Annotated in this window: 12 protein-coding genes; 2 read left to right on the top strand and 10 right to left on the bottom strand. The window is 70.5% G+C overall.

What is annotated here, in order from left to right; genetic code table 11:
* Positions 1-34 precede the first annotated feature (34 nt).
* The 5 genes from ACIP8W_RS03475 to proB all read right to left on the bottom strand — a co-directional run bounded on the left by ACIP8W_RS03475 (position 35) and on the right by proB (position 5,300).
* Positions 35-1,150: a hypothetical protein gene (locus tag ACIP8W_RS03475; protein ID WP_401955718.1), complete on the bottom strand. Its 1,116-nt coding sequence runs from the start codon at positions 1,148-1,150 to the stop codon at positions 35-37.
* 141 nt (positions 1,151-1,291) lie between these two features.
* On the bottom strand, positions 1,292-1,891 hold the full coding sequence (locus ACIP8W_RS03470; protein ID WP_401955717.1) for a hypothetical protein: 600 nt from the start codon (positions 1,889-1,891) through the stop codon (positions 1,292-1,294).
* A gap of 144 nt (positions 1,892-2,035) precedes the next feature.
* Entirely contained in the window at positions 2,036-3,319 is a 1,284-nt protein-coding gene (locus ACIP8W_RS03465; protein ID WP_401955716.1) for a glutamate-5-semialdehyde dehydrogenase, read from the bottom strand.
* An 85-nt stretch (positions 3,320-3,404) separates the two neighbouring features.
* Positions 3,405-3,920 carry a hypothetical protein gene (locus ACIP8W_RS03460; RefSeq protein ID WP_401955715.1) on the bottom strand — a complete coding sequence of 172 codons (516 nt, stop codon included), beginning with the start codon at positions 3,918-3,920 and terminating at the stop codon, positions 3,405-3,407.
* 237 nt (positions 3,921-4,157) lie between these two features.
* Entirely contained in the window at positions 4,158-5,300 is a 1,143-nt protein-coding gene (proB, locus tag ACIP8W_RS03455) for a glutamate 5-kinase (protein ID WP_401955714.1), read from the bottom strand.
* A 374-nt stretch (positions 5,301-5,674) separates the two neighbouring features.
* On the opposite strand from proB, the gene ACIP8W_RS03450 reads away from it, so the two are divergent.
* The gene (locus ACIP8W_RS03450) at positions 5,675-7,729 is read left to right on the top strand and encodes a glycosyltransferase family 2 protein (RefSeq protein ID WP_402150572.1); all 2,055 of its coding nucleotides are present in this window, start codon (positions 5,675-5,677) and stop codon (positions 7,727-7,729) included.
* 75 nt (positions 7,730-7,804) lie between these two features.
* Positions 7,805-8,404 (top strand): dTDP-4-dehydrorhamnose 3,5-epimerase, encoded by a 600-nt coding sequence (rfbC, locus tag ACIP8W_RS03445; protein ID WP_401955712.1) that lies wholly within the window; start codon positions 7,805-7,807, stop codon positions 8,402-8,404.
* Positions 8,405-8,472: 68 nt separating this feature from the next.
* On the opposite strand, the gene ACIP8W_RS03440 is transcribed toward rfbC, so the two are convergent.
* From ACIP8W_RS03440 to ACIP8W_RS03420, 5 genes are all read right to left on the bottom strand, one after another.
* Positions 8,473-9,267, bottom strand: a complete 795-nt coding sequence (locus ACIP8W_RS03440) for a class I SAM-dependent methyltransferase (protein WP_401955711.1) — start codon at positions 9,265-9,267, stop codon at positions 8,473-8,475.
* Between the two features lie 84 nt (positions 9,268-9,351).
* The gene (gene rfbD, locus ACIP8W_RS03435; RefSeq protein ID WP_402201783.1) at positions 9,352-10,263 is read right to left on the bottom strand and encodes a dTDP-4-dehydrorhamnose reductase; all 912 of its coding nucleotides are present in this window, start codon (positions 10,261-10,263) and stop codon (positions 9,352-9,354) included.
* A complete protein-coding gene (gene rfbB / locus ACIP8W_RS03430; RefSeq protein WP_402201782.1) occupies positions 10,260-11,246 on the bottom strand; it encodes a dTDP-glucose 4,6-dehydratase in 987 nt (328 codons plus the stop codon). The genes rfbD and rfbB overlap by 4 nt, the downstream gene beginning before the upstream one ends.
* Positions 11,243-12,310, bottom strand: a complete 1,068-nt coding sequence (locus ACIP8W_RS03425) for a glucose-1-phosphate thymidylyltransferase (protein WP_401955708.1) — start codon at positions 12,308-12,310, stop codon at positions 11,243-11,245. The genes rfbB and ACIP8W_RS03425 overlap by 4 nt, the downstream gene beginning before the upstream one ends.
* Before the next feature lie 225 nt (positions 12,311-12,535).
* Positions 12,536-13,774 carry a glycosyltransferase family 2 protein gene (locus tag ACIP8W_RS03420; protein ID WP_401955707.1) on the bottom strand — a complete coding sequence of 413 codons (1,239 nt, stop codon included), beginning with the start codon at positions 13,772-13,774 and terminating at the stop codon, positions 12,536-12,538.
* Positions 13,775-13,802 lie beyond the last annotated feature (28 nt).

The raw sequence follows: 13,802 nt of genomic DNA, 5'->3' as shown, positions 1-13,802 counted from the left end.
ATCCGGCCCGGCCGCCTCTCGGAGCCCGACAGGATCAGGCGGCCGGGCCCGGCTCCGCCCGTGGGGACAGGACCCCGCACAGCGCGGGCCCTTCCGTCCCCGTCGCGTACGGATCGGTGGCGGCCGGATCGCGCGCCTTCGCCCGCTCGCCCGCCAGCAGCGGGAGCAGCGTCCGGTGCGCCCCGGCCGGGCAGGACTGCGGCCCGGCCTGGACCTCGCTGGTCAGCAACTCCACCTGCCGCCGGGGCAGATCGTCCACGGTGAACCGCAGGCGCAGCTCCCTGCGTACGGTGAACAGCGAGGCGTCCCGTACCGGCAGCGCGGTGGCCCCGGCCGGGCGCAGCGGGTAGACGAAGACATGGTCGGTGGTCACCTCCAGGGTGCCGGGCGCCGTCTCCCGGTACTCCATCGCGCCGTGCACCCGTATCCCGTCGGCGGCGGGCGCCACCCGTGCCGGGTCGAAGCGCACCAGCCAGCCGATCGGGTCGTGGTGTCCGTCGGCGGCCGGATCGGTGAGGCTGCGGTCGAACTGGCCGAGCTGGTCCGGGTCGAGCAGGATCCGTACCGCCCGCTCCGAGCGGCCCGCGAGGACGTCCGGGTCGAGCGAGGACGCCACCAGATAGTCCTTGACGATGGTCAGCGCGGCCACCACCTGGGCCTCCGCGAAGCCCCCGGTCGCGCGGGCCGGGGGCAGCGTGATGCCGGCCGCCCCCTCCCGGAACGCGGCGGCGGGGCTGCGCGCCAGCAGCTCGTCCGGGGCCCCGCCCGGGACGGAGCCCTCGGGGACGAGCGGGACCACCGCGGTCCGTACCTGCTCGGTGGTCCGGGTGGCCTGTGGCCGGTAGGGGTTGCGCAGACCCAGGTAGACCGCCGTGCCGAAGGCCGTGACCAGCACCAGGAGCAGCAGCACGAGCTGTTTCGGCCCGCTTCCGAAGCTCCGCCGCTCCGGCGGGGGGCGGGTCGGCGGGACGGCCGGCGGGATCTTCCGTACGGCGGGGGCGTGGTCGGTCATGCGTTCGCGCGCGGAGAACTCCTGAAGGCGGGCTGCCCGGACGAACGACTCGTCGAAGACGATGGAGCGGTACTCGTCGTCCTCGTCGCCGGGGAGCCCCTCGGGTCGCCCTTCGGGTGGGTCTCCGTGCCCTGCCATATTTTGAGAGTAGGTCGAAAGGCACGAACGTAAACGCCGGGCCGAGCGGGAAGTTCCGGTCGGGCCGCGTTCAGCCGTTCGGGTAACGCCGCTGGTTGTACCGGGCGTCGTACCCGCTCGTGCGGGACGGTCCGGCCGGGGTCACGGGGTGGCGCGCGGCAGCGCGGAGGCCGCCGAGTGGGTCGCCCCGGCCGGGGGTACCACCGAGGGGCCCGCCGGGCCCGGTTTGCCCATGCCGGTGGTGGCGGGCTGCGGGATCCGGTCGTCGCGGCTGTTGGCGGCGCCCCGGTAGACCGCGGTGAAGGCGAGGACGACCATGCCGATGCCCATCACCAGGGCGAGCAGCCAGGCGACGGGCCGGTGCCAGCGTGCGCTGCCCCGGTAGGGCCGCAGGGTGCCGCCGTGGCGTCCGTACGGGCCGGCGTCCCCGTCGGGGTCGTCCGGGTCGTAATCGCCGCCGTAGGCGTGCTCGGGGCCGTACGCGCCGTCCCTGCCGTACAGCCCGTCGTGGGAGTCGTCGTCGTGCGGGCCGCCGCGGGGGCGCGGGCGGGCCGCCTCGGCCTCGGCGCGCGCCTGGGCCGCGGCGAGCAGCCGCTCCACCGCGGAGGGTTCGTGGATGGTGGCGGAGCTGACGAAATCCTCGTCGAACACCACGTCGGCGAAGTCCTTTTCCACGCCTCCGCGGTCGTCGTCAGGCTCCCGGCCGTCCGGAAACGGCCTGCCCCCCACGTCGTCCGGCACGTCTTCAGAGTAGACCGCGCACGGCGCTTTGGGCAGGCGGAGTCCGAACTCTCCGGGCTTGGTCTTCGTCACACGGGAGTGCCCGGAGAGTTCACGGCGGCGATCCGCTGCCCATCCGTCACCGGGGGCCCGTACGTCCCGGTGTTACCGGAGGTGGCCGTCGCCGGTGACGATGTACTTCGTCGACGTCAGCTCGGGCAGCCCCATCGGGCCGCGCGCGTGCAACTTCTGCGTGGAGATCCCGATCTCGGCGCCGAAGCCGAACTGCCCCCCGTCGGTGAACCGCGTGGACGCGTTCACGGTGACCGTCGTCGAATCGACCAACTGGGTGAACCTGCGGGCGGCGGCCTGCGACGTGGTGACGATCGCCTCCGTGTGCCCGGAGGACCAGAGCCGGATGTGGGCGACGGCCGCGTCCAGCGAGTCCACGACGGCGGCGGCGATGTCGTACGACAGGTACTCGGTCTCCCAGTCCTCCTCCGTCGCCGCGACGACCGTGGCCTTCGTCCCGGCGGCGTACGCGAGCACCCGCTCGTCGGCGTGGACCGTGACCCCCGCCTCGGCGAGGGCGTCGAGCGCGCGCGGCAGGAACTCGGCGGCGATGTCCTGGTGGACGAGCAGGGTCTCGGCGGCGTTGCAGACGCTGGGGCGCTGCGCCTTGGAGTTGATGAGGATGGAGACGGCCATGTCGAGGTCCGTGTCGGCGTCGACGTACACATGGCAGTTGCCGGTGCCGGTCTCGATGACGGGCACCGTGGATCCCTCGACGACGGTACGGATCAGGGAGGCCCCGCCGCGCGGGATCAGCACGTCGACCAGACCGCGCGCCCGCATCAGCTCCTGTACGCCCTCCCGGCCTTCTCCGGGGACGAGTTGTACGGCGTCGGCGGGGAGCCCGGCGCCGCCGACCGCGTCGCGCAGCACCCGGACGAGCGCGGTGTTGGAGGAGAGGGCGGAGGAGGAGCCGCGCAGCAGGACGGCGTTGCCCGACTTCAGGCAGAGCGCGGCGGCGTCCACGGTGACGTTGGGGCGGGCCTCGTAGATGATCCCGACCACGCCGAGCGGCACCCGCACCTGGCGCAGGTCGATCCCGTTGGGCAGGGTCGAGCCGCGGACGACCTCGCCGACCGGGTCGGGGAGCGCCGCCACGTCCCGTACGTCGGCGGCGATGGCCCGGACCCGCTCCGGGGTCAGGGTCAGCCGGTCGATGACCGACTCGCCGGTCCCGGCCTCCCGGGCACGCGCGACGTCCTCCGCGTTGGCGGTGACGATCTCGTGGGTACGGACCTCCAGCGCGTCGGCGATGGCCAGCAGCGCGTCGTCCTTGGCCGCGCGCGGCAGTGGCGCGATATCGGCGGCCGCGGCGCGGGACCGGTAGGCGGCCCTGGCGACCGGGGTGAGGTTGTCGTACGGAGAGAGCGAGGTCATGCCCGCAGGGTAATGCGCGCCCTGCGGGCATTCCGCACGTATTCCGCACTCCGAGACGGCCCGGGTGCCGGGGATGGACGGCCGGTCAGAAGGGGTGGACGCCCAACCCGGCCGCCGGAGGCGGGCCGTACCCCTCGGCGATGCGCTGGTGGTACGTCTCGCGGTCGATGACCTCCAGGCCGACGATCTTCCACGGCGGGAGCTTCGCGCTGGAGCGGTGCTCGCCCCACAGACGCAGCGCCACCGCGGCGGCGTCGTGCAGGTCCCGGGCCTCTTCCCAGTAGCGGATCTCCGCGTGGTCATGGGCGTATCTGCTGGTCAGCAGGAAGGGATGGTCATGGGCGAGCTGTTCGAGACCGCGCCGGACCTCGGTCAGCGGGGCCTGGGCGCCCGAGACGCTGAGCGTGATGTGCCAGAGCTTGGAGAGCGGACGCTCCGCCCCGCGTGTCTCCGTCGCCGCTCCCGCCTCCCGCTGTTGCTCCGTGTCGAAGTCCTCACCCGCGTCGACGCTGGTCAGGGCTCTTTCCTCCCCCGTGACCCGCCGGGCGTGAACGCTTCCCCCGGCCCCTCGGGGCATCGCCCCCGGGCGCGCTCGTCTCACCAGCGGCCTCCTGTATTGATGCGTTGCTGCGTTGACTTCGGCGAGGCGGCGGGCCTGCGTGTACCGCGCCTGCGCCTCTGGGACAAAGTTGACCAGCCCCGGGCAGAAGATGGGGCGGTTTTGGTAAAGGTTGCCCGTGCGGGGGCCGGGGTTTCGGCCGTTCCCGGGAGCGGCCGGGCCGGATCGCGTCGGATCGCCTCCGGCCGGTCCGACCGGGTCCCGTCGGGGCGGGTCCGGTCAGGGTTTCAGTACGACCAGATCGTCGCGGTGCACGACCTCGCGCTCGTACGCGGGCCCCAGCTCGCGCGCCAGCTCCCTGGTCGAGCGGCCGAGCAGCTGGGGGATCTCCCGGGCGTCGAAGTTGACGAGGCCACGGGCGACGGCGCGTCCCTCCGTGTCCCTCAGCTCGACCGGGTCGCCCGCGCTGAACTCGCCCTCGACGGCGGCGATCCCGGCGGGCAGCAGCGAGGTACGGCGCTGGACCACGGCTCGCACCGCCCCGTCGTCCAGGGTGAGGAAGCCCTGCGGGGTGGAGGCGTGCGCGAGCCACAGCAGCCGCCCGGCGGAGCGGCGTCCGGTGGCGTGGAAGTACGTACCGGTGTCCCGGCCCGCGAGCCCGTCGACGGCGTGGCTGGCGGAGGTGAGCACGACGGGGATCCCGGCCTCGGCGGCGATCCCGGCGGCCTCGACCTTGGTGACCATGCCGCCGGTGCCGAGTCCGGCCTTGCCCGTACTGCCGATGGAGACCCCGGCCAGATCGGCGGGGCCGCGCACCTCGGCGATCCGGGAGGTGCCGGGCCTGCTGGGGTCGCCGTCGTACAGCCCGTCGATGTCGGAGAGCAGGACGAGCAGGTCGGCGCGGACGAGATGGGCGACGAGGGCGGCCAGCCGGTCGTTGTCGCCGAAGCGGATCTCGTCCGTGGCGACGGTGTCGTTCTCGTTGACGACGGGGACGGCGCCCATGCCCAGCAGCTGGTCGAGGGTGCGGTAGGCGTTGCGGTACGAGGCCCGGCGGCTGGTGTCGTCCGTGGTCAGCAGCACCTGGCCGACCCGGACCCCGTACCGGGCGAAGGAGGCGGTGTAGCGGGCGACCAGCAGCCCCTGTCCGACGCTGGCGGCGGCCTGCTGGCGGGCCAGGTCCCGGGGGCGGCGGGCCAGCCCCAGCGGGGCGAGCCCGGCGGCGATGGCGCCGCTGGAGACCAGCACGATCTCCTTCTCGCCGGTGGCCGTCTGCCGGCCCCGGACGGTGGCGAGCGCGTCGACCAGGGCGTCGACCCGGTCGGCGTCGAGCCCGCCCGCGGCGGTGGTGAGCGACGAGGAACCGACCTTGACGACGATTCTGCGGGCCTGTGCCACCGTGTCCTGCCGTGCCGCTGCCACGTGCCCCGCCTCTGTTCTCGCGCTCTTGCCGTACGGCGGGTCAGCGTACGCGGGCCGGGCCCCCCGAGGTCGGGATATTCCACGGGCTGGGATCCCCGTCCCGGCGAGTGGTACATCGGCTGGAAGCCGAACCCGCACGCCGGACCGCCCGGGTCAAAACCGCGTCAACAACACAACCAAACCCTTGCCGCCGCCGTCTCACAAGCATGCCAACAGCCGCTGTCGGGTGTAACAACGGTCGGGAAAGATCGTTCCCCGGGCAGCGATACGCTGGTTGTCATGGCGTCCGCGCACTTCGCCGATAAACGTCGGCTCCCTCCGCTCGAAGCCCCCGCTACCACACAGAGATGGGCCATCAGTTAATGCCAGTAAAAGTGAGCGTCGTCATTCCGGTATACAACCCGGGCAAGTACATCGACCCCTGCGTCAATTCACTGCTGGCCCAGACGCTACCGGCCGACGAATTCGAAGTCCTTTTCGTCGATGACGGCTCCACTGACGACACCCCGGAACGCCTGGATAAACTGGCGGCCGAGCACACACATTTCCGGGTCATTCACATCCCGAACTCGGGCTGGCCCGGAAAGCCCCGCAACATCGGGGTCGACGAGGCGAAGGGCGAGTACGTCCAGTTCGTCGACCAGGACGACCACCTGGCCTCCGACGCCCTGCGACGGCTGTACGAGATGGGCCACCGCAACGGCTCCGACATCGTCATCGGCAAGGTCGCCTCGAACTTCCGCGGTGTCCCGCACGGCGTTTTCCGCGTCTCCCGCGAGAAGTGCGACCTGACCAACGCCCCGCTGTACGACAGCCTCACCCCGCACAAGATGTTCCGTACGGAATTTCTGCGCGAGAACGGCATCGCGTACCCCGAGGGCAAACGTCGCCTTGAGGACCAGCTGTACATGATGCAGGCGTATTTCCCCGCCAAAATCGTGTCGATCCTGGGCAATTACACCTGCTATTACTACTCGAAGCGGGACGACGGCCAGAACGCGGGCTCCGCCCGGATCGTGCCGTCCGGGTACTACGGCAACCTCCGCGAGGTCCTCGACGTCGTTGTGGAGAACACTGAACCGGGTGAATTCCGGGACCTGCTGCTGCGCCGCTTCTACCGGGTCGAGATGCTCGGCCGGCTGAGCGAGCCGGGCGTCCTCGGCCTCACCCCCGAGTTCCTCGACGAGATGGTCGACGCCATCCGCCCGATCGCCCTCGACTTCATGCACGACGGGGTGCACGACGGACTGGGCGGGCTGACCCGGCTCCGCTCGACCCTGCTGCGCGCCGACGACCGCGAGGGACTGCTGAAGATCGCCCGCTTCGGCAAGTCGGTGGTGGGCACGGCCCGGCTGGAGGAGTTCGCCTGGGACGCGGACGGCAGGGCCGCGCTCGCCGTGACCGCCCGGCTGGCCCACGGCGACGACAGGAAGCCGCTGCTCCTGGTCCGCAAGGGCGACCGCTACTTCCTCCACCCCGACCTCGTCGCGGGCCTGCTGCCCGAGGGCGAATTCCTCGACGTCACCGACGACATGGACGGCTTCAAGGGCGAGATCTCGCTGCGCAACCGCGAGACGGCCGTGGAGTGGCCGTGCCCGGCCGAGTTCACCGTCAAGCCCACCAAGGTCGACGACGACACCGCCGGCGCCCCCGGCGAGAGCGGCAAGAAGGACGGTACGTACGAGATCGTCCTGCACGGCACCGGCCATGTCACCAGCGAGGCGGTCAAGGGCCGCGGCCGGGTCTCCAAGGGCCTCTGGGACGTCTGGGTGCCGCTGCGCGGTCTCGGTCTCGTACGCAAGGCCCGGCTCGGCGCCGACCGGGCGCCGGGGGTGGACGCCAACTGCCGCCCGGCGCTGCTCGGTTCGCCCGCCCGGCCGGTCATCCCGTACTTCACCGACCCGCACGGCAACCTCACCCTCGATGTCGCGGGCCGCGCCAAGAAGCTGGCGACCTATCTGGCGGACCGCCCCACCCAGCGGATGCCCGGCGCCCGGCCCGAGCTGCGCTTCGACGTGTTCACCGGTACCGCGTCCGGCTCCCGCGCCGTCGAGCTGATCCTCACCGGCTCGGACGGCACCACGAAGACGGCCCCGGCCACGCTGCGCCCCGACAACGGCCGCGCGCACATCACCGTGCCGGTCCGGGTCCCCGGCCTGCCCGCCGGGCCCGCGCGCCTCTCCGTGCGGCTGGACGGCCCGAGCGGCCCCGAGCTGGCCCTCGGCGAGGTGCCGGTGGGCGGCGGCGGTCAGCTCAGGCTGGACCAGAGCGATCTGGCCCCGGCCGACCCGCTGCTCGTACGCATGGTGAAGGTGCAGCGGCGCAGGGCCACGGCGCGCCGGATGCTCCGCTCGGTGGGCGGCCCGATCGTGCGCAGGCTGCCTGCGTCCGCGCGCAAGAAGGTGCGCCGGCTCGCGGCCCGGTTCTGACCGGCCACCGGTTTCCCGACCGGCCCCGATCCGCCCCGGTACACAACAGCTCAAGAGAAACAAGGATGTGATGACGTGCGACCGCTCTCCATAGAAGGAGCCTGGGTGCATGAGCCGAAGATCTTCCCGGACAGCCGTGGCAGCTTCCACGAGTGGTTCGGCGCCGAGGTCTTCACCAGGACGGCGGGCCACCCGCTGAACCTCGCGCAGGCCAACTGCTCGGTCTCCAGCCGTGGTTCCCTGCGGGGCATCCACTACGCCGATGTGCCGCCGAGCCAGGCGAAGTACGTCAAGTGCGTGCGCGGCGCGGTGCTCGACGTCGTGGTGGACATCCGGGTCGGATCCCCGACGTACGGGCGGTGGGAGGCCGTGCGCCTCGATGACGTCGAGCACCGTTCGCTCTATCTCGCCGAGGGTCTCGGCCACAGCTTCATGGCGCTGACCGATGACGCGACGGTGATCTACCTCTGCTCCGAGGGGTACGCCCCCCGGCGCGAGCACGGCATCAACCCGCTGGACCCGGCGCTCGGCATCGAGTGGCCCGCGGACATCCCGCCGCTGCTGTCCGACAAGGACGCGGCGGCCCCGACGCTCGCCGAGGCGGCGGAGCAGGGTCTGCTGCCCTCGTACGAGGACTGCCGGGCGTACTACGCGGAGCTGGCCGCCCGCGGCTGATCCGTACCCACGCGGGAGGGGCCCGAGCGATCGAATCGCTCGGGCCCCTCCCGTTGTGCCGTCGTGCGTCAGCCGGTGACTGCTTCGATCTGCCGGCGCAGCGGTACGAAGGCGGAGCGCGGGCGGCGCAGATTGCGGGCCCTGTTCAGCGCCGGCCAGAAGCCGGCCCGCAGGAGCGCCTCGGGCTGGACCGCGTTCTTGCGGACCAGCACCTCCTCGGGCACGTCCTGCGGGTCGGGGACGACGTACTCCTCGATGATCTTGTCGTACGCGTTCTTCAGGACGGTGCTCTCGGGGTTGGCGCCGAAGATGGCGACCACCCCCGTCGGCGCGGTGTCGACGTCGACGACCAGCAGGTCCGGGCGGTACCGCCGCAGCACCTGGGCCACCTTGTAGACGTCACCGGCCCAGAACTTGGTGTGCCGGTCCCGGGCCGCCTCGTCGACATCGCGCGGCAGCATGTCGTCGAGGATGATCACGCTGGACCAGCGGGAGTGCTTCTCGACGTTCATGAAATCGCGCAGCGCGTACTCGAACAGATGCATACCGTCGATGAACGACAGCTCCAGCTTCGGGTCCCCGCCCAGAAGATTGACCGGATCGCGCCGGGCCAGCGCACGGAACGGGTTGCGTCCGTTACGCAGATGGATCAGTGGATCCTTACGGGCGAAGAAGTCGTCGCTGGTGGCTCTGACGAGGTGAACATCGCAGCTGATGTCCGTGACCACTCGGAAAGCCGGGTCGACGGCGACCGAGGGGACACGCGACAGCGCCAGACTGCGCCCGTCATTGACCCCGATTTCCAAGTAGGTACGGGGTTTGTAGACGCGGTGCAGGTGGCGCAGGAAACCGTGGCGATCCACGTGAGGGCCCTTCACTGAGAATCAAACAAAAACGAAGGATTGAATCTCAGTGAACTTAGTAGCCGTACGAAGCCGCGTAAACATCTACTGGCCAGTAACACTCTTTTGACGCTCGACTTTCAGCAATACGGGGAACGACTCCGCGAGCGCCTCCCGCCAGTCCCGGATCGGATCGATCCCGGCGCGCTTCCATCCGTCGTGCCCCAGCACGCTGTACGAGGGCCGGGGAGCCGGTCGTACGAATGCCTCGCTGGTCGTCGGACGGACCCGCTCCGGGTCCGCGCCGAGCAGCCGGAAGATCTCCCGGGTGAAGCCGCACCAGGTCGTCCCGCCGCCGCTGGTGCCGTGGTAGATCCCGGGCGGCGCCGTCCCGGCCAGCGCGCCGAGACCGAGCCGGACCAGCCGGTCCGCGAGATCGCCGGTCCAGGTGGGCTGGCCCTGCTGGTCGTCCACCACGTCCAGGGTGTCCTTGACCGACTCCAGCTTGATCATCGTACGGACGAAGTTGGGACCGCCCGCTCCGTACAGCCAGGCCGTACGGACCACGTAACCGGCCTCGGGGAGCGTGTCGAGCACCGCGCGCTCCCCCACCAGCTTGGTGCGCCCGTAGGCGCTGTGCGGGCCCGTGGGGGCGTCCTCGGCGTACGGCGTCCGCGCGTCGCCGGGGAAGACGTAGTCCGTGGAGACCTGGATCAGGACGGCGCCCGCCGCCGCGCACGCCTCGGCGAGGACCCGGGGGCCCGTGCCGTTGACCGCGAGCGCCTGGTCCTCCTCGGCCTCGGCGTCGTCCACGGCTGTCCAGGCGGCGCAGTTGACCACCACGGCGGGCGCGTGGGCCGCGAGGACCGCGCGCACCGCGCCGGGGTCGGTGATGTCGAGCGCGGCCCGGTCCAGACCGGCCGCGCCCTGTCCGGCGGCGGCGAGCCGGGCCAGCAGATCCTGGCCGAGCATGCCGCCGGAGCCGGTGACGAGCCAGCCGCCCGTGGTACGGCTCACAGCGCGGCCCGCGCCTTCAGCGGCTCCCACCAGGCGCGGTTCTCGCGGTACCACTCCACCGTCTCGGCGAGGCCGGTGGAGAAGTCCTTGCGCGGCTCGTACCCCAGCTCGTCGCGGATCTTGGAGCAGTCCACCGAGTAACGCCGGTCGTGGCCCTTGCGGTCGGTGACGTACTCGACGCTGGTGTCCCAGTCGGCCCCGCACGCCTCCAGCAGCAGCCCGGTCAGCTCCTTGTTGGACAGCTCCGTGCCGCCGCCGATGTTGTAGACCTCGCCGGCCCGGCCCTTCGTGCGGACCAGCTCGATGCCCTGGACATGGTCGTCGATGTGCAGCCAGTCGCGGATGTTGCCGCCGTCGCCGTACAACGGGACCTTCGCGCCGTCCAGCAGGTTGGTGATGAAGAGCGGGATGACCTTCTCGGGGAAGTGGTGGTGCCCGTAGTTGTTGGAGCAGCGGGTCACCCGCACGTCCAGCCCGTGGGTCCGGTGGTACGACAGGGCGATCAGATCGCTGGACGCCTTCGCCGACGAGTAGGGCGAGTTGGGCTCCAGCGGGTGCGTCTCGGGCCAGGAGCCCTCGTCGATCGAGCCGTAGACCTCGTCGGTGGAGATGTGCACGAAGGTCTTCACGCCCGCGCGGTGGGCGGCGTCGATCAGAGTGTGGGTGCCGACCACGTTCGTACGGACGAACTCGGCGCCGCCGTCGATGGAGCGGTCGACATGCGACTCGGCGGCGAAGTGCACCACCTGGTCGTGCGCGGCCATCAGCTCGGCGACCAGGACGGGGTCGCAGATGTCGCCCTCGACGAAGGCGAATCCGGGGTGGTCGCGCACCTCGTCGAGGTTGGCCGGATTTCCCGCGTAGGTGAGCTTGTCGAGCACCGTGACCGAGATGTCTCCGGGCCCCTGCGGGCCGAGCACCGTACGGACATAGTGCGAGCCGATGAAGCCGGCACCGCCGGTCACCAGGATCTTGTGCGTCATGAGGAGATCTGTACCTTGCTGTGGTCGCCGAGGACGAGTCGGTGGGCGGACGGGGTACGGGGAGCGGGCGTGATCTCGACGTCACGGCCGATCAGCGACGCGTGGATCCGGCGTACACCGGTGATCGAGGAACCCCGCAGGACAATGGAGTACTCGATCTCGCTGTCCTCGATCGCGCACCCCTCGGAGACCGAGGTGAAGGGGCCGATGTAGGCGTCGCTGACCACCGTGTCCGCGCCGATGATCGCGGGTCCGACGATACGGCTGCCGGTGACCCGCGCGCCCGCCTCGATCCTGACCCGCCCTATGATCTGGGTCTCCTCGTCGACGCTTCCGTCACGGCAGGGCTCCACGGTCTCCAGGACCGAGCGGTTGACCTCCAGCATGTCGGTGACATTGCCGGTGTCCTTCCAGTACCCGGAGATCGTCGTGGAGCGGACGTCGCGCTTCTGGTCGATCAGCCACTGGATGGCGTGGGTGATCTCCAGCTCGCCGCGCCAGGACGGCTCGATGGAGCGCACGGCCTCGTGGACGGCCGGGGTGAAGAGGTAGACACCGACGAGCGCGAGATCGCTCTTGGGCTGCTTCGGCTTCTCCTCCAGCGCCACCACCCTGCCGTCGGCGTCGAGTTCGGCGACACCGAAGGAGGTCGGGTTGGGGACCTTCGTCAGCAGGATCTGCGCGTCGGGCCGCTCCTCGCGGAAGCCGTCCACCAGACCGGTGATGCCGCCGACGATGAAGTTGTCCCCGAGGTACATCACGAAGTCGTCGTCGCCGAGGAACTCACGGGCGATCAGAACGGCGTGCGCCAGACCGAGCGGGCTGTCCTGCTGGAGGTAGGTGACCTCCAGCCCGAACTGCGACCCGTCGCCGACCGCCTCGCGGATCTCCGCCGCGGTGTCCCCGACGATGACACCCACCTCGGTGATGCCCGCCTCGGCGATGGCTTCGAGCCCGTAGAAGAGCACGGGCTTGTTCGCCACCGGGACAAGCTGTTTCGCGGAGGTGTGTGTGATCGGGCGCAAGCGGGTACCCGCCCCCCCGGACAGTACGAGTGCCTTCACGATCCCCATCCCAAACGATGTTCCAAATGCTGCCCGGCTCGTCGCCCGACAGTCCGATTTTACCTATGTTCTCCGGTAAGAACCGCTGCTGGTCGCCTTGTGTGGATGAACCGGGGGCGTACAGGGGCGTTATCAGGAGTGCACGCACGCGGGCGAGCGCCGGTTCCACACGACCGTGATCTTCTCCGTTTCCGATACGAGCCCCGCCCCCGCTCCCGTACGCCCCTACGCGGCCCGGTTCCTGAGCAGCGCGAACGTACGGGCCTTGCTGCGCACCCTGCGCACCACCCTGCGCGCCAGCGACTTGCGCCGGCGTACGGCCTTCGGCGCCTCGATACGCCGCACCCCCGGCTTGCCGACCCAGTCGGGCACCGTCACCTCGAACGACGCGTCCTTGAGGCCCGAGCGCCGGTCGCCGAAGTGCGGGAAGGCGAGATACGGCGTGCGGTCCCGGCCCCGGTGGACCACTTCGGGCGCGGTTCCGGCCTTGACGAAGGCCAGCATCTCCGCGAGCAGGTCCATCCTGCCGAGGGCCACGCACTCCAGCCGCAGCCGCTCGTTGACCTTGATCCGGGCGGCCACACCAGGGGTCCAGTACCGCTTCATCAGCGGTGCGGCCAGCGCCACCTTGGTCCGCCGGATCTCCTCGGACTGGGTCAGCACCCCGTGTCCGAACTGCTGGATCAGCCCGACCGTGAAGGGTCTGACCATCAGCCGGTCGCGCTTGGGACCGGCCGGTACGAGTTCGTGGATGAGCGCCATGAGGGCGCCCGCCGCCTCGAACCGGAGCGTGTAACTGCCGCTCTTGGTGACGTGTTTGCCGTCGTCACGGCCGACCAGGTAGTAGCAGGTGTAGTCGGCGACCACGGAGACCCCGCGCCCCCGTATGTACGCCTCCATGGTGAAGAGCGCGTCCTCGCCGGTCTTGAGCTTCTCGTCGAACCGCAGGTTCAGCCGTTCGACGAGCTCCCGCCGGAAGAGCTTCTGCGCGCTCAGCGTGAAGATCACCTGCGAGTCGTAGATGTCGACGCGGTCGGCGTTACGACGCCACATCGACCCGGGAGCGCCCCTGTTCACGCCCTCGACCTTGCCCAGCACCACGTCCGTACCGGCGCGGTCGGCCACGGTGACCATGCGCTCCAGCGCTTCCTCGGCGAAGTAGTCGTCCGCGTCGAGGAAGAACACGTACCGTCCGCGGGCCATACCGATGCCCACGTTGCGCGGCCCGCTGGGGCCGCCCGAATTTTCCTGCCGCACCACCCTCATCGGGATGGCGGTACGTGCTGCGAACTCCTCCAGATATTCCCCCGTGCCGTCGGTCGAGCCGTCGTCGATGGCGACGATCTCGATGCGGTCGGCGCCCAGCGTCTGGGCCTCGACCGATTCCAGGCAGCGGATCAGGTAGGGCATGGCTTCATACGCCCCTACGATCACACTTACATCAGGAACAGACATTTCATTCATCAGAAAACAAGACAAGATGTAGAGAATG

The organism is Streptomyces sp. NPDC088554 (assembly GCF_044752945.1).
Classification (GTDB): Bacteria; Actinomycetota; Actinomycetes; order Streptomycetales; family Streptomycetaceae; genus Streptomyces.
This window is presented reverse-complemented; position numbering and strand designations above follow the sequence as displayed.